Source organism: Rhodococcus sp. IEGM 1366, from assembly GCF_033142425.1.
GTDB classification, from domain to species: Bacteria; Actinomycetota; Actinomycetes; order Mycobacteriales; family Mycobacteriaceae; genus Rhodococcus_F; species Rhodococcus_F globerula.
Genome location: NZ_JAWLRZ010000012.1, coordinates 46905 through 68396, shown reverse-complemented (window position 1 = coordinate 68396; position 21492 = coordinate 46905). Strand labels below are relative to the sequence as shown.

Here is a 21492-nt window from a genome sequence, read left to right as displayed (position 1 = left end):
GTGAGGGGTGACGGAATGTGCAAGGCGATTGAGTCCCACGGGAGTTACGCGGCGGCCTGATCGGCATCGGGTTCGGCCGAGGGCTTGTTGATCCAGACGTCGATGGGTAGGTTCAGGATCTTTGGGATGCCGGCCGTTCCGAAGCGCTCGGGATGCTGCGCACGTGCCTGAGCGAGCACGACGGCGCGTTCGGTGGCCTTCTGTCCGGCACGACCGAAGTGCACATCCGCCGGTGCGTGCAGCCCGATCCCGGTATGGCGATGTTCGTGGTTGTACCACGAGGTGAACGCGTCAAGAACATTTCGTGCATGGTGAATCGAAGCGAAACGCTCCGGCCACATCGGCCCGTACTTGAGGGTCTTGAACAGTGATTCCGAATATGGACTGTCGTTCGATACCTGTGGCCGTGAATGTGAGCGGATGACCTCAAGATCCGCGAGCAGCGTCGCCGCGGTCCTACTCGTCATCGACGTACCCCGATCCGCGTGCACCACGTTCGGAATACCTTGTACAGCAAAGATTTCGGTCATCATTTCCGCAGCGAGCAATCACCGATTCGTGTGTCTGCACCTGTGTGCCCACGATGTAGCGGGAGAAGATGTCGATCATCACGTACGCGTCAAAATATGTGCCTCTGACCGGGCCGGGCAACTTCGTGATGTCCCACGAATACACCTGACGCGGTGCGGTCGCCACCAGTTCCGGACAAGCACGGGCGGGATGACGGGCTTGGCGTCGCCGCTCTTTGGCCTGCGCGTTCTCCCGCAGAACTCGATACATCGTCGACACCGAACACAGATAGATTCCCTCGTCGAGAAGCTGGGCGTTGACCTCGAGCGGTGACCGGTCGACGAACCAGGCGCTGCACAATATGTCGAGGACCCAACGACGTTCCGCCTCGGTGAGCTTGTTCTCCGGGACCCGCCCGGCAGTGGTGACAGCCGGATCTACTGCCGCAGGGCGGCCTTTGTCCCGCGTCGCGGTGCAACGCGCAATTCCTGTCAGTGTGCTTGCATCCCTTGCGGTTACGCCGGATTCGGTGTGAGTTCGTGATGGGCGTGCATCAACGCTTTTTGAGATGCTCGTCCGTGTTCGTGCTCTCGGAGAGTTACTCCAAGAGCTCGTGCGCTTTTCCCATGATTCCCAGTGCGGTTTGGGTGGTGGCCAGTTTCTTGTTCGCTCGTTCGAGTTCGCGTGTAAGTCGGGCGATCTCGGCCTGTTCGGCGGTGAGTTTGCCGGTCTTCTCGCCGGGTTTCTTGCCGTCGAGGACGCCGGCGTCGCGTTGTTTGCGCCATTCACTGATCAGCGAGGAGCACAGGCCTTCGCGGCGCAGGTACGCACCGCCTCCGTTGCTCTGGCAGGCCTGCTTGTACGCGGTCAGGTGGGCGAGGTTGTCGGCGGCACTGAGGCGCGTCGTCGCGCGGGTCCGTCGGCGCGAGGATGCGAAGGGTCCATCCGGACATTGTCCTTGACCGGAACCATGTTGGAAATTGTCATCGTCGGGTTGATCCGTATCTCGCCCTGCAGGCGGGGTTGCTGTGAACCGCTGGACTCAACTCACCCTGGCACGCAGGGTGATGGTCGGCTGAGTTGTGGAGTCGGGACAGAGGTGGATTCGATTCGGTAGCTGTACAGGCGGCACCACTTTCTTGCGGATCATTGTGTGTGGCTGTATTGCAGGTTGACTTTGCGCTTGTGTGCCGTCGCGGCGGCGTTTCTCCCGCATAGGTTTTTGTTTCTGCATTGGCAACCCCCACTAGGGGTGGGTGTGTCCTGTTCTCCCGCAGTGGGTTGTCGCCCATCAACGGGGGTTGTTGGCCCCTGTTGATGGGCGCAGGGGTCGGGCATTGTCCAGGGTGCCGCGGAGTTCGAACTGCCGGGGCGCCCGGTTCTGCTCATGTGCTCCTCGACTTCAACGGGTGTGTCTGGAATTACAGACTGTTTGATCCATATTAGTTTGCGGCTGAGCGATTGCAGATGTTTGAGTTACGGAATGACTGATCCACAAATAGTATCTGAAGCCACAGCGCCTCCTCGCATCGCTGAGAGTGATCCTTCGGTCGGCCGGCAGTTATCCGGTCGCCAGCTGCCTTGGTCGGCGCTGTTGGCAATGGCCGCAACGGCATTCATTGTCATCATGACCGAGACGCTGCCCGCCGGTTTGCTCCTCGAGATCTCGGACGGGCTTGTGATCAGCGAAGCCGCTGCCGGTCAGTTGATCAGCGCCTATGCATTTGGAGCGGTCCTGTGCGCGATACCGGCGATCGCTCTCACTCGTGGATACCGGCGGAAGCCGATCTTGATCGTCGCGGTCAGTGGGTTCGTCGTGGCTAACACGATGACCGCGGTGGCACCTGACTTCGCTGTCGCACTCGGAGCGAGATTAGTGGCCGGTGCATTTTCAGGAATAGTCTGGGGGACGCTTGCGGGATACGCCCGAAAGATATCGCCCCCGGCAGTCGCCGGAACTGCTCTTACAGTTGCGATGGCAGGGACTCCAGTTGCCTTTGCTATCGGCACTCCGCTGGCAACGTTCCTCGGCACAGTGACCGGCTGGCGCGCAACATTTATGGTCATGTCGGTTGCCGCTGTCGCACTCATTGTGTGGATCGTCGCTGCGGTCCCCGACTCGTCGGGGCAGAACAGTACGGCCCAAACTCCGTTGCGCCGGGTTGTACTCATTCCGGGTGTGGGGTCGATCCTTGCCGTGGTCCTAGGCTGGTTCCTCGCGCACAACGTGTTGTATACATACATTTCCCCGATCGTCGAACATCTGAATGTGGGGATCAGGGTGGACGTCGCGTTGGCGATCTTCGGAGCCGCTTCTCTGGCGGGCCTTGGTGTGACTGGTGTTCTGGTTGATCGCATGTTGCGGGCACTTGTCTTGTCGAGCTTGATTGTTTTTGCGATCGGAGCCATCATGTTTGCGATCTTCGGCGTCAACCCCTTTGTCTTCATCGTCGCAGTCTTATTGTGGGGCATGTCTTTCGGTGGTGCCGCACCGTTGCTGCAGACTGCGCTCGCGGACGCATCGGGGCCGGATGCCGATGTGGCGAATTCGATGCTCACGACTGTGGCTAACTTGGCGATCTTCGGGGGTGGGGCACTTGGCGGGATGGCTCTGGGTGTGTCAGGTGCGGGCTTCTTTCCGTTCGCCGCGCTGGTGCTGATCGTCGTGGTCATCATCGTGGTGGCCGCATCGCGTGTGCACGGATTCGTTCCAGGTCAACGAAATCGGTCATGAGTTCCTGTATCAACATGTTCGGATCCGGCTTCCCAGGAATGCGGCCGTGCTGCGAGGCCCGGCGGCCTACGACGCAGTTACTGCGCTGACCAACCGCGCAATGGCGGGGCAAGTGTTGGCGTACCGAGCAGAATATGCTGAGCGTGGCGCGCATATTTGTCGCCCGTTGCCATTGATGATTCATTGCAGATAACCGAAGCAAGTAGTCGAGCTGCCCGCCCTGCGTTCGACGAGTTCGCGGTCGAATCCTGCCATGTATCGGGCGGGGTACAGCGATTCGAGCGCCATGTGGACTGAGCTTGTCATCGCGGCCTTGGACATGGCGGTCGCAGCGCATGGCCCGCACGATCATGCACTCGGACAGGGAAAGTCAATATGCGGCCGACATCATGAAGCAGACGTGCGAGCGGTACGGGCTGCGCCGTTCTATGGGAGATGCCGGGATATGCTGGGATACCCCGGTGTCGAAAGCGTGTGGTCGACGTTCAAGCATGAGTACCTCTATCGCCATACTTTCGCCTATGAAGGACCTTTCTGGCCCTGGCCAACCTCGAATCCCACACACTGGTTCTCTTCGAGCGACTTGTAGCCGCTGCCCGAGATCTCGGAGAAGCGAACGAACACAGGTCCAACTGCCCCGATCGCTGGCACAGCGATTTACGAGCGCGGTGACTTGGGCACAATCTTGGTGATCACATACCATCGTGTGACCGACCCCGCCGACGGAATCAATCTGCGGGACTGTGCCGGGCAGCGGGCTGCCCGGATCTGCGGTCCGCGTCCGGTGATATAGACAGTCCATCCGGCGGCGCCCAGTGCGAGAGCGATACCGTGCCCGACACCTCGTCTGGCTCCGGATACAAGAGCAACTCGGCGCTGTTGAGCGGCCTGACCCGCCGAGTGAGCCCCAGCCGAGGAAGGCGACGACGTGTCATGAGAAGTTCTCTACTACAGTCGCCTCGGGATCAAGGGGACGCACGACAGACCAAAGCACGGTGGCGTGGCACTTACTCACCTTCCACTGGCCGTCCTCAATGACGTAGGCGTCGTCGTACTCGACGGCACTAACCTTTTCGGTCCCGAGGGGTTAGGTGGAAAGCGGTGCATCGATCGTGTTGTCCCGCCGACGATCCTTGGGGATGTCACGTCGGCGGGACTGCTCAATTGGGCGGCTGGCTCAGCAGTCGCGCGAGCGAAGGGAATATGTATGGCACTGGGTGTCGGTTACCGGTCTTCGTCAGGTAACAGTTACTCGAGTGTTGTTGTCGACGACAGCACCGGAGCATCCCAGACCAACCGATCTCGACCGTTTCACAGTCCCGAAACTTCTGCAGATTGGTCGTGAAGTTGCCGCAACGCAAGTTGGCAGTTGGTGTCGCGGACTAATGAACAACGCATATGAAGGAACAGATGACTCCGCCGCGATCGAATGAAGCAACCAACCGCAGTTGCTGTACTGGGTCACTTGCGCCGCCTGTCAGATGACGCGAATGCCTTCGCCAATCATCCGGTAGTGACTGTCTGTGGGGCTTGGGGTTTAGCTGATTTGCGGCACGTCGCACGGGAGGTTGCTCAGGTGAACGCGATAACCGTCTCGCCCCATGCTTCCCGTATCTCGCAGTCCAGATCATCGACAACGCTGTCCTGCTTGTCGACGACGAGCGTGGCACGCTGATTGGTGTCGTAGGCAGGCCAACTGGGATCCTGTTGAGAGTCCGACGCTTTGGCAAACGCCAGCCACCGAGCTTGCATGCGGTCCGCGACATGACGCGCCGTTCCGAGTCCACCTAATTTGTAGGTGATGTCCTTGGCCGAGTGCGTGATGTTACCGAATACGTAGGGCAGTTCCGTTCCGTGAGTGGCTCCGATCTTCAACACCTTCAACATCGCTGGGGCATAGTCGAATCGGTACAACCAGGTCGGCGCAACGCGACTGTGCGCCTCAGCGATCCAGAGTGTCGGCAAGCGGAATCCGAAGTCTCGGGTGAGTCCGAGTCCGGCATTGACCTGCGAGAGGCCCGAGTAGGCGGATTCGATCTGCGAGTGCTCGGGTAGTTCGACGTGCGGATGCTCGTCGGCAATCTCCGCGAACATTGCCCGAATCACGTCGGGGTCGATAGGCATCAAGGGAGACTTCATCATTCGGAACAGCGACGACTCGTCCTTGTTGGTTCCGATGAGCAGAGGAATCGGGTGCGCATTGCCGCGGCGGAACGCGCGCACCGGGTAATCGGGCAGGAGATCTCCGTCGACGATCGGTGCAAAAGCCAGGGTTCCCGGGGTCTCCTGCGGGATTCGCGCGAAGAGTTCGTCGGATGGTCCGACCAGGTCTTCAGCGGCGACAGACCGCAATAGCCTGCCGTCCGCACCGCCGAAGATCTCAAGGAAGGTGTGCGCCACCTTGTCCCCACGTTCGCTGCCGTATACCGAAGTGGCCGGTGAGCTTTGGGCAATGGCACGATGAAACAATCCGCGCGCCGAGGGAACGGTCATCAAAGTCGTTACCGCACCTCCACCAGCAGACTCTCCGAAGAGCGTCACCCGATCCGGATCGCCACCGAACCCCTTGATGTTGCCTTGCACCCACCGTAATGCCGCAATCATGTCTCGCAGAGCCACATTGGAATCGAAGGTGTGTTCCTCGGAGTTCAAGGACGAGAAGTCCACGAATCCGAAAACCCCGATCCGGTAGTTGACGGTTACGACCACAACGTCGCCGTTCTCTGCCAATGACCTCCCGTCGTACACGGGTTGGCTGGACGCTCCCCGAAAATACGCGCCTCCGTGAATCCAGACCATCACCGGCTTCTTCGACGCATTTTCCGTGGGCGCCCACACATTGAGGGACAGGCAGTCTTCGTCCATCACGACGTTGTCTCCGAGAGGAATCACCGCAATGCGACTCTGCGGCTCGCATGGGCCGTATTCCGTTGCGTCGTAGACGTCGGTCCACGGTTCCGGTGGAACCGGTGCTCGGAACCGCAGGGGCCCGACCGGCGGTGCCGCATAACGGATTCCCTTCCAACTGGATACGGCTCCCTCCGTGGATCCACGTACGGGACCGTGCAGTGTCTGGACAACAGGCGCATTGTTGTGGGTGGTTGTCATGTCGGTTACTCCTCGTATGGTGGTGTCTTACTTCGAGAGTGCTTCTACGACGTGTGAGAGCTCCAATGCCGCAAGTATCAGAAACAGCACCGTCATGATGGCCGAGTTGTGCCGAATCAGCGCGGTTTTGGTGGAACGCAGGGCATCGGTCACCCGATCGGACGGTACCGCGGCGAGCGCCGACAAGAGGATCAGCGCAATCGATGCAGCCACGGCGAACAGAACCGAATATGCAAGGATCCCGATCCATGAAAGATGATCGCCGCCGATGATCGAGCCGGCTTTCAGTTCGAGTGGCAGATTCTTGGCATTGGGCACGGTCAGCAGAAGACCCAGAACAGCCGCTTTCAACGGTTGCATCGAGTCGATCTGGGCAAGCCACGACGGCATGGCGGGCTCTGCGTCCCCCTTCGGGCGCGCACGCCAACTCGAGTACGCGAGCGCCAGGAAACCGATCGTGAACACAACGGCAAACACAGTCTGTACCGTGTGCGCGCCACCACTTGCCTTCGCGGCGACACCGGTGGTCGTGTAGGCCGTGACAGCCGTGATCACAGCAGCACCAACGGTGATACTCGCGGTATAGGCGAAGGCGTTTTCCTTCGATCTGACCGACAGGAGGATCGCGATGACCGCGACCAACGGAATCGGACTGATGACAATTCCGGTGGCAAGTGGGATGAGCTGCGCAGTAATCGATTCCATACAGAAACCGTATAAATCGTCGCGAGGAAGTCCGGTGCGATGTTCGGGCTCCACGACACTCGCTTAGTCCAGTACTACGATGAGTACAACATCTCCGGAGTGCTCGACCAGATCGACCGAGGACGCAGCTGCGGCAATCGATGCCAGTCCGATACCGCGGTCGGGGCCGGTCGGCAACAGTCCAGCTGAACTGATCTGCACCGCAATCGCGGCAGCAGAGGAACGTTCGACCGTGATGCGCACCCAACCGCCAACTCCATGTTTGACTGCGTTTGTCAGGCCCTCGGACAAGACGTCGACCAGGGCCTCGAGCCGCGCAGACCCTGCCGGGACCAACGGCCACACTGCATCGTCGATAGTGCTCTCGATCGGAATCGCATAGCGCCACACGGTAAGAAGTTCTTCGATCCGCTCGGACGCCTCCGGTTCATCGCGCTGCCCTGCGGAGCCTGACTGCGTGTCCTCGAGCTCCCCGAGAATCCGTGTGAGTGTTCCGGGAACATCGACGGCACCGGCGGTTCGCGAAAACCACGACGCCGCAACCAATTCTCCCTGAACAGACGTGTGCAGAAGACGTGCCAGCTCGCGGCGGTTTGCGTTGAGCTCGGCATGAATGCGAGCCGCGTCGCGGGCTTGTTCGCCGAGCGCAGCACGCAGTTGTTGCTCTTCGTCCTGTCTCTGGAGATCTGCCGCCCTGATAAGGCAGATAGACAGAGCAAGCGTCGGATAGACGAATATTGCCGACAAGTAGAAGACGGGTGGATAGCCGAAGGTCGGGAGAAGCACGTACGTCAGGGTGATACTCGCCAAGGCACTCGAACCGTAGGCGCCGGCAAGAAGCACGATTCTCGTCGATGGACGCCGCGCCCGTATCCACCGCGACGCAGTCGCGTTGCCGAGAACGAATATGGGGAATCCGACAACTACCTGAACTACGGTGAACGCCGTCCCGTAGGTACCGAGCAGATAGATCGCAATCAGAACCGTGTATGCAAGGACGGGTCCGTACACCGGCGCCGACTCCACCGAGCGAAGAACACCCGCCATTCGATCGCGTGCGGTCATACGTACGAACCCGGGAGCTGTGTCAGGCTGCGGGATATCCCGAAACAACCGGTGGCTCATCGGCCGGACTATGTCGTCGGAAATCTTTCGAAGAATCGCAGCCGCCTGCTGTCCTTCGAGTTCCGTGTCGGCAACCGTCCCCATCAACCGTTTGATCCTCCGCTCCAGCTCATGTCGACTGTGCAGACGGATCTGGTCGAGTCGATAGCGATCACGAGCTTGCTGCAAGGCCACGGCTTTCCGAGCGGCGCGCAGACTGCGTTGCAGTTCGATCCGTACTCGCAGCGCCCCCACCAGGACGGCCACGAGCGACAGCAGAATCACACTGCACACGGTATTGAGCGCCACCCGAACCAGAATCGGGCGAGAATCGACAGGGAGGCCGAGCGCAGCCGTCGTGGCATCGAGGACGAATGGGCGGGCCGCGCCGATCAACACAAAGAGAACGAGAGCACACCACGGTGTCGGGCTTGCTCGTAGCAGCGTCCGCGCAATCAACAGCAGGCCGCCTACGACGCAATGAGTGACAAAGGCTCCCACTGACATCAGCGCAACGTCTCGGGGTCCGTCGCACAGGTAGTAGTTCGTCATCACAGTGACGGCGAACGGCAGAGTGATAATCCACGACCAGATGGTGACGGTGTTTCGATCGCCCAGTCGAAGCCACCATTCGTGCAGGTTCACGCCGCTTCCACAATCACGGCGAGTCGATGTCTTCTGGCGCACCGAAATGGCGGATGAAAATTCCGGCGGCCAGAACTCTCGGATTGAGCGCTGGGTCATGCGTCAGGTCCAAGCTTCCCAAGGTCCGCGCGATCAGCTTCTCCACGCCCCGAATCGACGAACCTCGATGCTCGGCGATTGCCGCGTTGGACCAGCCGAGCGCGATGTACCGAAGCAGGTCGAGTTGTGAGCGAGTGAGATACGACAGCGGCGACTCGACCTGATCGGCAGAACTCGGTGGAGCCGACTCGATCAGCGCTGCTTCCACAAGCGCTACGAGTTGTTCGCTGGATTGGACCGATCCTTTATCGACGAAAAGTGACTTCGGCGGCACACCTGCTGATCCAGGCGCCGACGCCGCATTCGGATAGTTGGTGAGGAACACTATCGCGCAGTGCGGCGCCTTGACGGTCAGGATATTCGCAAGATCGATTCCGTTGGGCCGCACTCCCAGATCCACGTCAGTCACCACCAGATCCGGGTCGAAACCGTCGAACGCCGACAATGCGTCCGAAGCAGTGGCGGCGGTGTAGACCACGAACCCTGCATGTTCGAGAACGTCACCGACCAACGCACGCATGAGCGGTTGATCCTCGACCACCAGCACGCGTCGCACCCAGCGATCAGTCATCATGGAAGTGACATTAACGCCACGAGCCCGGCGAATTCCGACAACCGCGGGTGTACCGAAGCGTCGTGCCGCCGACGACCCACCCCAGTAACCTGGCAGCTAATTAATCGGTTCGTTTGCCAGTGGATCACGACGATTCCTCGACTCGAATGATCCGGCATGAGTCGGTGCGCGGGGAGAAACGCATGTGATCTGTGGTCCCGCCTACCCCATCTGCGGTACTCAGTTAGCTAGGCCTCGCGCGTGCGGCGAGTTCGTTGGGAAGGGTGAATGTCGCACCTGCGTAAAGTTCACATCGCGCATGCCAGGAGCGTCAGTGCCATTCGCTCCGGTAGGGAAGTGGAATGGACCACACCAGCGGTCGTTCCGGCCCGAGGAGTGGTTCGAACGTCGAATGTTCCGTGGAGTTCGGTGGCCCGGTCAGCGAGATGGCTCAATCCTCGCCGGTGGGTACGTGCGCAATTCCGACTCCGTTGTCTGCGACGGAGATGGTCAGTTCGTCCTGTACGTCGACGGTGATCGTGACTGAGAAAGCGTCTGCATGTTTGATTGCGTTGCTCAGTGATTCCCGTAGCACGGCTTCGAGGTGGTCTGCGGCGTTCGATGCCGCGCAGAGCGAGGAAGCACCGGCCGAGCCACGACTCGATGGCTTCGACGTAGATGGAAAAGCCGAACAGGTCCGAGACCATCAATCGCGGCCCCGGCTTGCAGGACGGCGAGTCCCTTGAGGATAAGGATGTCGGGCTGGCACACCACATGCTGTTTCCCGTCGAAAATGTCATAGGAGATGTGCGAATGCACCGGAGCTGTGACCTCGGGCGCCCCTGAGCTGACCTCGGTCACGAACCACAGTAGCGCGCGGGGGCTGTACGACTACCGGGAATCCCTCACGGTGCATGGTTGCCAGCCGGGTCAATTCCGCTGACGGATAAAGGAATCCATCTTCGGTGACGAGATCGACACTGGGGTGAGTATCTCAACGTGAAAGCATGGCCTGCAGCACGCGCGAGGTTCTGGACTTAGGCGAAGAAGTCGGCCCGGCACACGAAGGACGCAGTTCTCGCCTCGCGATTCGTCATGACTTCGAGATTCGGCGGAATGGCCTCCGGATCAAGGAATAGTCAGGGCGGGCACTGGCTCGAAAGAGGGTTCTGGCGTGGGATATCTGTTGTGCGACTTGAAGGAAGGTGCGCCTGACGATAGATGGTCAGACAAGCAGGTGGGGTGCCGCCCGATCCCCTTACCTGAGGTTCGGGCGTCACCCCACTTATTGGTGTGCGGGCGGCAGGTCAGGCTTCGATCGGTACAGGCTGCGCCGACTGATCGGTTCCGGCGCGAGAGGGCGGCCCGGACGAGATATCGATGCGGCGTGGTTTCGCTTTTTCGGCGATCGGCAGGCTCACCGTCAGGACACCGTTGTCATACGACGCGACGATCCGGTCTGAGTCGATGTCGTCGCTGATGGAGAGTTGGCGCCGGTAGGTGCCAGCGAATCGTTCACCGGCCAGCCATGTCACACCGTCCTCCGACGGGGCGCTGCGGTGGGCGGTCAACGTCAACGTGGAGCCGTCGACGCGCACGTCGACCGATCCGGGATCCACGCCGGGAAGATCGGCGTGCAGGACGTAGTGGTCGTCGACTTTGTAGAGGTCCATCGGCATGAATCGCGGACTGCGGCTGCTGCCGGAACCTGGGGCGAGCAAAGATTTGGTGATCGAGTCGATGTCGGTGAAAGGATCGAAACGAAGCACAGCAACACACCTCCCATGTCGCAGAAAGAAAGGTCCCCGCCACCGCGGCGGGCGACCGAACACACTGTGCGAGAACATATTAAACAAATGATCTGGCACTCGGCAACCCTGAGTGCCAGATTATTCGGGTAGGGCTACAGCACTGTGGGAAGGGGGCCGGTGCTGCGGGACTCAGGTCTATTCAGGCGCGGCAGCCGTCCCGTTCTCCTGCTGCTGGGTGTGTTGGAGTTCGGCGTTGATACGGCGGGCTTCGGCGAGTTGATCTTCGAGGATGATGATGCGGCACGCCGACTCCAGGGCGGTGCCGCCGGCGACGAGTTCGTGGGCGCGGGCGGCGAGACGGAGTTGGTAGCGGGAGTAGCGGCGGTGTCCGCCGTCGGAGCGTTGCGGGGTGAGGGGTTTCGCGGCGTCGAGACTGCGCAGGAACGCTTGCCGGACGCCGAGGATGTCGGCGGCCTGACCCATGCTGTAGACGGGGTAGTTTTCGTCGTCGAACTTGTCGGACAGTGCACTGCCGGGGGGTTCTACCTGAATGGGTCGCTTCTCTCTGTCCACGGACGGGACCCCCGGCGCCGTTGTGGCCGCCGGGGGTCTGGGTTGAACTTCCTTACACAACTGCACTCTTTCGAGCTTCCGGACTTCAATTGCACTGTCCGGTAGCCGCTCTCAAGGGGCTGCCGAGGCCACACACATCAAACATAACTTTCGGCCTCGAACCTGCCCTGCGGTACTGCTTGCGGGTAGTTCATCTCTCCCGCACCTTGTGATTTATTCTCTCGGTACATGAGAAAAGATACAACAGCTCGATGCGAATGTCTACCCTGGCCGCTACAGATATTTTCCAGTGGCCCCGAGAGCTACGGCCTGCGGGTAAATGCCGCGGGATGGTTGCCGGAGACCAGCAACGGTTGTGAACAGGCTGCCGGGGCCGGGTGGGGTTCTGGAATAATGCTCGCATGCGAAATGCCCCGAAGTCAGAGTCGTTGCTCCGTGCGCAGTCCGATCGAGAGGAATCCGACAATGCCCGACGGGGCCGTGACGGGGCAGTGTCGAGCTCGGATGGGCACTCTGAGATGTTGGAGTCGAGGTCGCGCAGTCGCAGTGCCGCGATGCGGTCCGCGCGGGCGGACCTGTCGGTGCATGCGCGTGGGGTGGAGAGCATGAACGAGGCCCTGCACCCACAGGGTGCACAGGGTGATTGATTTTAGGTGCAGCTCGTGGCGACGGGTGAAGAACCCGTTGACTGGGGAGACTCCTGACGCATCGTATTGCTGCGATGCCGGCGACCGGTCGGCTTCTTGGGGCCGTTATCTTGTGTCCTCGTCGACATCGCCCTGGACAGGTGAGCGCGCATCCGATAGCTGGTAGCCGTCGTGTCGTTAGGTGTCCCTGGTGGGCGCGCATCGAACTGCGCCTTGTGTAGTGCGCAACACTGAACCAGTTCGACGTTGCGGGTCTCATTCTCAAGGCGCCCGGTTCGACAGGTGGCCGCCAGCGTTAGCGGGCCCACGTCATGACCGCAGTCAGTCCTCCTCGACGTCGGCTGTCGGTGCGGTGTTCCCGCCAAGACCTGGCTGCGGAGACTCTGATTCCGTCGCGGCGGTTCCAGGGGCTTCCTGACGCCATCCGTTATGACGTCGGTCACCAAATGTGAATGTATGTCCATCAACGACAAGTAGACTTACTGCTACTGCGGTCGGCCCAACCTCCACAGGCCCGGAAAACTGGTATCGCGGATCAAGGCTCTGCCGCAACGTCATTCACGGCTTCTGAAATCTCGGCGACGGTATCGTAACGGCGGCGCCCTATCGCAGGGTAACTGAAAACCGCCCGCGAATGCGCACGCACTGCAGTTTCGGTCCTTCAAATACCACCTGCAACTCGATGCACATGTAACTTATTGCGGCGGAATGGGATACACAGGTTATATGTTCGTCTAACGGCCGGAGTTCTACCATAGTGTTGTACATGTTCGGATCATCTCGATGACCCCCACGACCGCTGCATCCGAGACTGCCAACCTGCCCCTCTGGCGGGACCGGAAACGGTACTGGTGGCCGTTGGGTCTACTGATTCCACTGAGCCCGTTCCTGTCCTGGTTTCTCGTTGAACATCTGACCTTGGGTTTGTTCTGGGCGACAGGGGCATGGATTCTGGTTTTGGTCATTCCGATCGTCGATCTTCTTGCCGGTGAAGACGGCCAGAGCCCACCCGACGATGTCATCCCACTACTACAGAAAGACCGATATTATCGTTGGTGCACATACCTTTTCTTGCCGCTGCAGTACGCCGGATTGATCTTCGCATGCTGGTGCTGGGTGAACGCCCCCATGGCCACGGGTGAGAAGATCGCCCTCGCGATGACTGTCGGCGTCGTCGCCGGTGTCGGCATCAACGCCGCGCACGAGCTCGGCCACAAGAATGACACCGTCGAGCGCTGGTTGGCGAAAATTGTTCTCGCGCAATCGTTCTACGGTCATTTCTTTGTCGAACACAATCACGGACATCATGTCCGGGTGGCGACACCGGGCGATCCGGCCAGTGCCCGGTTCGGTGAATCATTCTGGGCGTTCTTGCCGCGCAGTGTCGTCGGTGGGCTGAAGTCGGGATGGCGGATCGAAACGGCGCGCCTGCGCCGGCGTGGGAAAAGCGCATGGAACCCTGGAAACGCGGTTGTCCAGACGTGGGCAATGAGCCTCGCCGTGTTCGGTGGGTTGATCGCAGTATTCGGGTGGGAGATCGCGCCGTGGCTGCTTCTGCAGGCCTTCGCCGGAGTCTCGTTCCTGGAGGCCGCGAACTACCTCGAGCACTACGGACTGCTGCGCAACCGCAGGCCCGACGGCAGCTTCGTGAAAGTTCGACCGGAGGACAGTTGGAACAGTGACCACCTCGTGAGCAATCTGTTCCTCTTCCAACTGCAACGTCACAGCGACCATCATGCGAATTCGCGACTGAGGTACCAGTCACTGCGTGGCAACGCGGCGGCTCCTCAGTTGCCGGCAGGGTACGCGGTGATGATCGTCTGCGCGTGGATACCGCCGCTGTGGAGGCGGCTCATGGACCGTCGTGTCTTGGCCTACTACAACCACGACCTCACCCGCATCAATACCCGAGCACCGCGCAGCACTCGGGCGAGAACTGCGCTCGCGCGAGACCAGCGGTAGGGCGGCGCCTGACGTGTCCTGAACGACATGACGACATGGCCGGCAATGACGCGGTGGCCGGTAGCACGTGCATCGTCGAGACGTAATCCAGCACGAGTGTGTCGCCGAAGTCATCGAGTGTGACACTGAAAATGTGCGCAGTTGTTGCACGCCTTGGACAATCGCAGTGCGGTTTCAGTGGTGATAGCGCACCTGTCGCGCACTATTCGCTGATTCCCCTTGGTAGGACGCCGGTTTCGGTTGGCTATCCCGCACCGCGGGCCTGATTCGGGACGTCCTAGGACAGCGGTCAACCAGATTGTTTGCGTGACCGTTGGAGTTTTTGAAGATGTGCATCAGCGACGTAGCTATCGCTGAATTTTGAGTTTGTGGCAGAGAGTTCGGCTGCCGTGCGGATCGACACCCGGCCGAGGAATTGTACTTCAGGCTTGAGGAATCCTAGCTGCCCCACGTCCTGAGCCCAGTTGCTCGTACAGTCGCAATGAGCCACATACCGAATAAAGGACGCCTCATGATGAAACGCTCGTTGGAAGCCCTCGCCCGCGAACAACTCGAAAAGGCGGCATCGGCCACGAGCGGACGGGCCGCGCACACCGTGTACGGGGGTCACGAACACGTCCTTCGTCAGACTCTTATCGCTTTGGCAGCGGGCCAGGAACTGAGCGAACATGAGAATCCCGGTGAGGCGACGGTGCAGGTAATCCTCGGTCGTGTTCGACTGCGGGCGGGGGACGTCTCGTGGGAAGGTCGGCGTGGTGATCTGCTCGTAGTGCCGCAATCACTGCATTCTTTGGAGTCGATCGAAGACTCGGTAGTACTCATGACCGTGGCGAAGCTTCCCTGAATGCTGCCGGCAATTTCTCTTCATTTGTTTTTCGATTTCTCGGTGGACCACGTATACACACTGGGCTTACATGACTGCCCTCAGTAGCGCGCGGTTGTCCGTACGTAGCCGCCCAGCTACCAGTTGAGTTCCTTCACCTGCTCTGGGTTGCGTGCCATGGCGGATATAGGTAAGCGCTCCATCCAAGTGCGGACTGACCCACGCCTTCGCCTTGGCGGTGGCATCAGTACGGCTGTCGACGCTGAATGCGGTCGTGAATGCTGCTGTCGTACATACGTCGGCGGCGAAACCACCCGCTGTGGTTGCGCGGACGATGCGTGTTCTCCGAGTCATGGATTGCAGACTGGCAGGGTAGTGCGCGCAAGACGACGCGCATCCCTGCACGGGCAAGTTTGCGCAAAATAATGTGCGGCTAAATGTGGTGGTACGTGCGATGGATTCGACCAAGTCGTGGAAGTCGTAAATCTGGGTGTTCGATAGCCGCAAGCGGAGAGGGCACAGGTGCTGCATCATGTGGTCGCCTCAGGCGGCGGGGTATTTGTGCTGATGATGCATGTACAACGCTTCTGGCTGTGATTCTCGTCGATGAGAGACGACGAAAGTTATCAAGCGAGTTCGAGGCCGCCGTCGGCGGCGGAGACCAAGCGTCCGTCGTCGAGGGCGATCGCCCACCGTTGTACCGGTGCCCAGTCCCGGCCCAGATCAGAATTGTCGATGACGGCATCGGCGTAGTCCTCGAGCACGACACCGAACCGGGACGCGGTGTCACTGGACCGCGATCCAGAGGACGAAATCACCTTGACCCGGGAACCCACCGCAACGGGATCATCGCGTTGAGTGTTCGAATCGGTCATAGGCTGGCGCCGATAGTTCTTTGGACTGCTCGACATCCAGGTAAGCGTTGATCCGGTTGGGAGCGTTCGTAGTTCGGCGATGGTCCGTCCGAACGAGTCGAGTCGAGCCGAGCCGTGATGCTCCTCATGACGTCGTAAATCGGCTACGGACGGTCCAGGCTTGTGTGCCCGCCACTGCTCGGAGTCACTCGCAAACTGGGCGAAGGTGGCGTAAGGCAATGCGACATCTCCGCGTCGCTGAGGAACTGGTAGCAGGTAGGAGCATTCATTAAGCTCGACGATTCCGGTTTCTTCAAGGGGGTCAGCTCGCCGCTGCTCTTGTAGCGATACGCCGAGTCCCCGTTCGGAAGGGAAACGGTGCCGACCTGCCTGTTGTCGGGGTTGGGTTTCACTTCGACCCCGGGGTCGGCACTCTAGCTCATCTCAGGATTGTCTCGACCTCGAAAAACCGGACAGAACGAGGCCGACTTGCGCGCACTCAATATTTGAGTTGAACGATGCGTAGCTACACTCCGCAGCGACCGAGATTTTCCTGGCGTGAGAGGATATAGGCATCGAGATCGGGATTTCGATGTGAAATCCGGATCGATTTTGTAGGGAGTTTGTATGGCGCAGGGCATCGTGAAGTGGTTCAACGGCGAAAAGGGCTTTGGTTTCATTGCTCCGGACGACGGAACACCGGATGTGTTCGTTCATTTTTCTGAGATCTCGGGCAGCGGTTACAAGTCGCTCGACGAGAACCAGCGTGTGGAGTTCGAGGTTGGCCAGGGCCAGAAGGGTCCTCAGGCCACCGATGTGCGCACTGTCTAGTTAGGACCACAAGAGGGTCGTGCTCGCAAGGGTGCGGCCCTTTTCTGTACCCTGGGTGTCGTCCCGATGCCAGTGGGCTTAACGATCGCCTGTGTGAGACCGAAACCGCTGTCCTGGAATCTGTTCCGGGCGCGACAGCCGAGCAGTTGTCCACCGGAATCTGGCCAGAAACCCCTGCCGTGCAAGATGCTGCTGGGAATCCTTTAGCCAGATAGTTCCAGAGTCACCGCGCGTCCAGTTGGCGCATCTTCTAATTACGTGAGGCCATGATCGTGACAGCGTCCGGTTGGCTTTGGGCAGTCAAGGTTTTCTGCGGTAGACCTGTGTTCTAAGAAAGTTCGGTGCTCGGCTTGGGATAGTTACGCCCGGAAAATCGCGGGAGTCACGGCGGAGTCCTGCGACCGGGAACATAGCTGCGTCAGGTCGGGCAGGTCTACGCCCACCAGGTGTGTCGTCGTCGGCTCGACGTGGCGATACGTTGCGTGTCAACGTTTTTCGGCGTCCAATGGTGCGCGGTATTGTCTCTAGCGGATGGCGATGCGCTCGAAGTGCTGTCCCAGGCCTGCAAGCACTGCGACGCCGCGAGATGGTTCTTCCGCAGGTTGCGCACGAGTGCCGCGGACTATCGCCATCGACGAGTTCGGTAGCTACCGGGTGGAACACCGCGAGGTGTTGGCTTCGGTCGAGCATCGTCGCTCGAAATATCTTCAGCTTGTATACCGATTGTGAAACCGCGCTGTGAGGGAGTGTTTCTTCCTATGTATCGCTGGATCGGTCGATCGGTACTGAGTTGATGAAAAATTCTGCTGCTTAATGCTCTTCGCAACGGACGTGGATGCAATGGGACCGAAATTGTGGTGAAGGGAAGATTTGGATTGCGCATGTGACATGTGTTGAGCAAGTTCATAACTGGGGGCTTGACTGTGGCAGTAGATCGATACGGCGGACGACGGCTGTTGCTCCGATGTTCGTAGCATTGCCGCGGACCTTCGCAGCGAGCGTCTCATCAACTGTGCCGGTCTCGAGGGACGCGATGAGCAGTGACAGGTAACCAGATTCGGCTTCCCATCCTGCAAAGTTACTTTCGGAGTGTGCGGTGAGAGCGTCGGCAATGTGGGAGCTGGCCCGCGTGAGGTCTCCGAACCCCATTGTCAAGTGTGCAAGATGATGGTGTACGACACCGTAGATGCTGGCCCACGTCAACACGGTGCTCTCGGCGTGGCTGCTCAGATAGTGGTAGATCTGTTTGCACAGCGGTGCTGCTGACAGCTGCGCAGCTGCTCGGCCGATTAATGTGAGTGTGGACAACCACATCGGGTCGATCGGAATGTCGCCCAGGCGTTCTGGCGTGTACCAGGAGAGTAGGTCCGCTGCCTCGTCGCGGGCACCGACGTCGATCAGTGCTACTGCCAATGCGGGGCGAAGGGTGGGGTTGTTATCAAAATTTGCGCGCATCATCGACGATTGGTCGACGACTTCTTGCAGGTTCCCTCGTAAGGTTCCGAACGCGGTCACTGCAGGGAGGAGTCGGCCATAGTAATTTTTGTCGGTGGGAGAGGGTGGGATCGCCCGAATTCGTTTCAGGCGTGCTTCACACTCGAGCAGACGTCCTGCGGCGAGATCGAGACCGAGACGGCCGTAGTTTACCAACCAATCGAGTTCGGGATTTCCGTTGATGTGGGCATCAGTGAGGGTGTCGAGAGTTGTTGCGGCACCTGTCAGGTCACCGGATTCGAGGCGTGCGCGCGAGAGCCAGACAGCGGTAGTCACGTCGCGCAGTATCGGTGCTCGTACGCTGACCAGGTTGTTGAGATCGGTCAGTGCGGTTTCGGTGAGTTTGCTGCTGTGGGGTGTTCGTAGTCCGATTAGTGCCGCGACGCTCACACGCGCGAGGAGCGGGCCGTCGCCGAGGTCTCGGGCTATACCGGCGGCGCGGGCAATCAGGTTGCCACTTTCGCGTGACTCGTCTTCCCACGCGTGTTCTATTACCAACTGTGTCAACAGGATTGCATATTCCGCCGTTAGGTCCCGGCCCGTTTGTACCATCGCTTTGCACATGGCATCGATAACGTTGACCCGTTCGATGTCGGCGGAGTATTGCTGGACGAACATCATTCCGTGGCGTTCGCTGGCTAAGACGGCCTCGATCTGTAGGGTGGGGTCGCCCAGGCGATTCGCCATAGTCAACGCGGACAACGCTATGACGCGAGCATTTGGATCCCGGGTAGCCCGGCGGGCGCGGCCGAGTCCGATCAGTAGGCGACACTGCTGTGGGGTGTTCTCCTCAGGTGGGCTCAGGGTGAGGGCGTGATTGTAGTGTGCGAGTGCATCTTCGTAGGCCCCGAGATTGAATGCGTGGTCACCAGCGAGGTGCGCGTAGGTGCGTGCATGTGGTCGATCGGAGAAGAGGCCTCGGCTGAAGTGATATGCCAGGCGCGCAGAATTATCGAGGCTATTGGGTGCGCGCCATTGGGCAAGAGCGTGACCGACTAGGGAATGCGTAGCTGCCCGGCGGCCGGGAGCGATACTGGAGTACACCACTTCCTGCACCAGTGGATGCCGCAATGTGATCGCGTCGTGTGTTTGCGCGGGTGGGTGGATGAGTTTCGCGTTCCACGGGGCAGGTCGGTCCGAATCGTCGTCTTGATTGACCAGATGCGCGTGCACGAGTTCGTCGAGAGCATCGGAAAATTCGATCTCGTCGATATTTTGGGCTGTCATGCGAAGGACATCGTGAGATATCGAGCTACCGATCACCGCGCAGAGCCGTAGCAATGACTGTGCTGTTGTACCGAGTCCGTGTTCCGTGCTGCGGATGAACTCGAGGATGGACGCCGGCGCTGAATCGTCGTCGCCTTGGGGGTTTTCGAGGATCGAGGTCAGGAAAAGTGGGTGTCCGTGGGTGCGGCGATGCAGTGCGACAGGGTCGAGTGAAGACCGATAGGCGTGGACGAGTTGCCGTACGTCCGCGATATCGAACTCGGTCAACGCAATTCGGTGTACGTTTCCCCGTCGTGTTGCGGTGTTGAGGGTCTTGTTCAGTTCCGGATCGTTCAGTGATTGGGTCCGTGCGGTGATGACGATGCACAGGGTGCTTGTCGAGCTGGCTTGCATGAGGTAGCGGAGGAGTGCATGGGTGGTGCTCGACGCCCACTGCAGATCGTCGATGACGATGATCGTCGGTGCTGACCGCGATGCTGCTGTGAGCCAGTGGTGGACAGCGGTGACTATCAGTGCTCGGTCGTCACCGCGGGTGTCGGCAGGTGCGAGATCGCCGTATCGGTTCGCGGCGCCCGGAATCAGCCGTAAAATTTCGGAGCCGTTTTCCGTCAACCACTGTCTGGCCCGGGCGACTCCCATTGCATCGAGTTCTCGCGAGGCGGCTTCGGCGAACGGTTCGAACGCGATGATGGCATCCTCGCTGCAGCTGCCGAAGAGAATGTCGAGGTGTCCGTGTTGTGCTCGCTTGAGTGCCTCGGTTACGAGGGTGGTCTTGCCGGTTCCTGCGTCGCCGGTGATGACCACGCATTGGCCGATTCCGAGCGCAGCTTCTTCCCATGCGCGGGTGATGGTGTCGAGTTCCATCTCGCGACCGATGGGCGTTCTGTGTGGTCTTGGTGGGCTGCTGCTCGTGCGGGAGTTCGGTTGCGCAGGATTCCTTTTGGTGTCTTGACGCAGTGCAGTGAGGAATAGTTGTTCGGTTTCGGGTGAGGGGGCGACGCCGAGGTTGTCGGACAATGCTTGTCGGCATCGTGTGGCCAGGTCGAGTGCCTGCGCTCGGTCTCCCAGGCCGAGGTATCCGCGCATTGCGTGGCGATATGCGCGTTCACGAAGCGGGTCGATGCTGATCAATGCCTCTGCGCAGTGGACGGCGCGATCGTAGGCACCTACCTCGATCGAGGCGGTGGCATCGATGTCCAGCGCTTGGATGCGTAATCTCTCGCATTCCGTCCGGACGTCGTCCGCCCAGGAGCCTGTCACTCCGCGCAAGACCGGTCTGGCGAGGGCTTTGTGCGCGTCGTGGGCATGGTCGGCGCGGATCGAAGTCGGTATGTCTTTGTTTTGGCAATGTGTTCGGATGGTTTCCAGATCGACTGCTACCGAATCCGGTAGTACGAACTGCACGTACCCGAGCCGTGAGCGCACGCTGTCCCCGGGGATGGAAGCGGCTTCCAGTGTGTCGCGCACTCGCGAGATCACGGTCCGTATTGTTGCGTTCCACGATTTCGGGCGTGTGTGCGGCCAGATGATCGAGGCCAATTCGTCTAGGGCGACGTCTCGGTATCGGTGGAGCGTGAGGTAGGCAAGTATTTCCACGCAACGTGGGCCTCCGATCGTTCGAGGGTCCACGGTGCGGGGGCCACATTTGATCGAAATGTCACCGATCACCTGAACGGTGATAGCGCCCAATTCGGTCATGGGATGAATGTAATCATATTGGCGGCCGCACCGTGCGAGTGATTCTTCGTCACCGAAGTGAGCTCAACTTTTTTCGAGTATTTTCGAGCTGCGTGCTTTGGATCCTCATGGTGCTGGGGCGGTGGCAGTATTGGTGGTCGGGAGCCTCTGCCCGGCTCGGAATGGGCACAAGCT

15 protein-coding genes and 2 pseudogenes are annotated in these 21492 nt (G+C 59.9%); 4 read left to right on the top strand and 13 right to left on the bottom strand.

Annotated features, from left to right (window positions below; translation table 11 throughout):
• Positions 1–44: 44 nt before the first annotated feature.
• Positions 45–1455 (bottom strand): annotated as a pseudogene (locus R4P64_RS29140) (IS3 family transposase).
• A 655-nt stretch (positions 1456–2110) separates the two neighbouring features.
• Here R4P64_RS29140 and R4P64_RS29135 point away from each other — a divergent pair.
• Positions 2111–3244, top strand: a complete 1134-nt coding sequence (locus R4P64_RS29135; protein WP_317823640.1) for an MFS transporter — start codon at positions 2111–2113, stop codon at positions 3242–3244.
• A gap of 519 nt (positions 3245–3763) precedes the next feature.
• Here R4P64_RS29135 and R4P64_RS29130 read toward each other — a convergent pair.
• From R4P64_RS29130 to R4P64_RS29090, 9 genes and pseudogenes are all read right to left on the bottom strand, one after another.
• Positions 3764–3901 (bottom strand): cold shock domain-containing protein, encoded by a 138-nt coding sequence (locus R4P64_RS29130; RefSeq protein ID WP_317823706.1) that lies wholly within the window; start codon positions 3899–3901, stop codon positions 3764–3766.
• A gap of 915 nt (positions 3902–4816) precedes the next feature.
• A complete protein-coding gene (locus R4P64_RS29125; protein WP_317823639.1) occupies positions 4817–6352 on the bottom strand; it encodes a carboxylesterase/lipase family protein in 1536 nt (511 codons plus the stop codon).
• 27 nt (positions 6353–6379) lie between these two features.
• Positions 6380–7057, bottom strand: a complete 678-nt coding sequence (locus R4P64_RS29120) for a GAP family protein (protein WP_317823638.1) — start codon at positions 7055–7057, stop codon at positions 6380–6382.
• 63 nt (positions 7058–7120) lie between these two features.
• Complete coding sequence (locus R4P64_RS29115) at positions 7121–8806, bottom strand: two-component system, sensor protein (RefSeq protein WP_317823637.1); 1686 nt, start codon at positions 8804–8806, stop codon at positions 7121–7123.
• Between the two features lie 13 nt (positions 8807–8819).
• Entirely contained in the window at positions 8820–9479 is a 660-nt protein-coding gene (locus R4P64_RS29110) for a response regulator (protein ID WP_317823636.1), read from the bottom strand.
• A 430-nt stretch (positions 9480–9909) separates the two neighbouring features.
• On the bottom strand, positions 9910–10053 hold the full coding sequence (locus tag R4P64_RS29105) for an ATP-binding protein (RefSeq protein WP_317823635.1): 144 nt from the start codon (positions 10051–10053) through the stop codon (positions 9910–9912).
• 31 nt (positions 10054–10084) lie between these two features.
• A pseudogene (locus tag R4P64_RS29100) lies at positions 10085–10518 on the bottom strand (type I pantothenate kinase); the annotation flags it as partial.
• 247 nt (positions 10519–10765) lie between these two features.
• Complete coding sequence (locus R4P64_RS29095; RefSeq protein ID WP_317823633.1) at positions 10766–11227, bottom strand: Hsp20 family protein; 462 nt, start codon at positions 11225–11227, stop codon at positions 10766–10768.
• A 177-nt stretch (positions 11228–11404) separates the two neighbouring features.
• Complete coding sequence (locus R4P64_RS29090) at positions 11405–11782, bottom strand: MerR family transcriptional regulator (RefSeq protein ID WP_411742717.1); 378 nt, start codon at positions 11780–11782, stop codon at positions 11405–11407.
• Between the two features lie 1430 nt (positions 11783–13212).
• Here R4P64_RS29090 and R4P64_RS29085 point away from each other — a divergent pair.
• Complete coding sequence (locus tag R4P64_RS29085; protein WP_317823632.1) at positions 13213–14391, top strand: alkane 1-monooxygenase; 1179 nt, start codon at positions 13213–13215, stop codon at positions 14389–14391.
• A gap of 511 nt (positions 14392–14902) precedes the next feature.
• Positions 14903–15235 (top strand): cupin domain-containing protein, encoded by a 333-nt coding sequence (locus R4P64_RS29080; RefSeq protein WP_317823631.1) that lies wholly within the window; start codon positions 14903–14905, stop codon positions 15233–15235.
• A 66-nt stretch (positions 15236–15301) separates the two neighbouring features.
• On the opposite strand, the gene R4P64_RS29075 is transcribed toward R4P64_RS29080, so the two are convergent.
• The gene (locus tag R4P64_RS29075; RefSeq protein WP_317823630.1) at positions 15302–15568 is read right to left on the bottom strand and encodes a hypothetical protein; all 267 of its coding nucleotides are present in this window, start codon (positions 15566–15568) and stop codon (positions 15302–15304) included.
• A gap of 272 nt (positions 15569–15840) precedes the next feature.
• Complete coding sequence (locus R4P64_RS29070) at positions 15841–16089, bottom strand: hypothetical protein (RefSeq protein WP_317823629.1); 249 nt, start codon at positions 16087–16089, stop codon at positions 15841–15843.
• A 606-nt stretch (positions 16090–16695) separates the two neighbouring features.
• Between R4P64_RS29070 and R4P64_RS29065 the strand changes: the two genes are divergently transcribed.
• Positions 16696–16899: a cold-shock protein gene (locus R4P64_RS29065; RefSeq protein WP_317823628.1), complete on the top strand. Its 204-nt coding sequence runs from the start codon at positions 16696–16698 to the stop codon at positions 16897–16899.
• Positions 16900–17802: 903 nt separating this feature from the next.
• Here R4P64_RS29065 and R4P64_RS29060 read toward each other — a convergent pair.
• Positions 17803–21318, bottom strand: a complete 3516-nt coding sequence (locus R4P64_RS29060) for an ATP-binding protein (RefSeq protein ID WP_317823627.1) — start codon at positions 21316–21318, stop codon at positions 17803–17805.
• Between the last annotated feature and the right edge of the window lie 174 nt (positions 21319–21492).

Coding starts and splice junctions, on each gene's coding strand:
- R4P64_RS29080 (WP_317823631.1), top strand. CDS start 14,903: ATGATGAAACGCTCGTTGGAAGCCCTCGCCCGCGAACAACTCGAAAAG.
- R4P64_RS29135 (WP_317823640.1), top strand. CDS start 2,111: ATGGCCGCAACGGCATTCATTGTCATCATGACCGAGACGCTGCCCGCC.
- R4P64_RS29070 (WP_317823629.1), bottom strand. CDS start 16,089: ATGACCGATTCGAACACTCAACGCGATGATCCCGTTGCGGTGGGTTCC.
- R4P64_RS29065 (WP_317823628.1), top strand. CDS start 16,696: ATGGCGCAGGGCATCGTGAAGTGGTTCAACGGCGAAAAGGGCTTTGGT.
- R4P64_RS29125 (WP_317823639.1), bottom strand. CDS start 6,352: ATGACAACCACCCACAACAATGCGCCTGTTGTCCAGACACTGCACGGT.
- R4P64_RS29085 (WP_317823632.1), top strand. CDS start 13,213: ATGACCCCCACGACCGCTGCATCCGAGACTGCCAACCTGCCCCTCTGG.
- R4P64_RS29075 (WP_317823630.1), bottom strand. CDS start 15,568: ATGACTCGGAGAACACGCATCGTCCGCGCAACCACAGCGGGTGGTTTC.
- R4P64_RS29110 (WP_317823636.1), bottom strand. CDS start 9,479: ATGATGACTGATCGCTGGGTGCGACGCGTGCTGGTGGTCGAGGATCAA.
- R4P64_RS29060 (WP_317823627.1), bottom strand. CDS start 21,318: ATGACCGAATTGGGCGCTATCACCGTTCAGGTGATCGGTGACATTTCG.
- R4P64_RS29120 (WP_317823638.1), bottom strand. CDS start 7,057: ATGGAATCGATTACTGCGCAGCTCATCCCACTTGCCACCGGAATTGTC.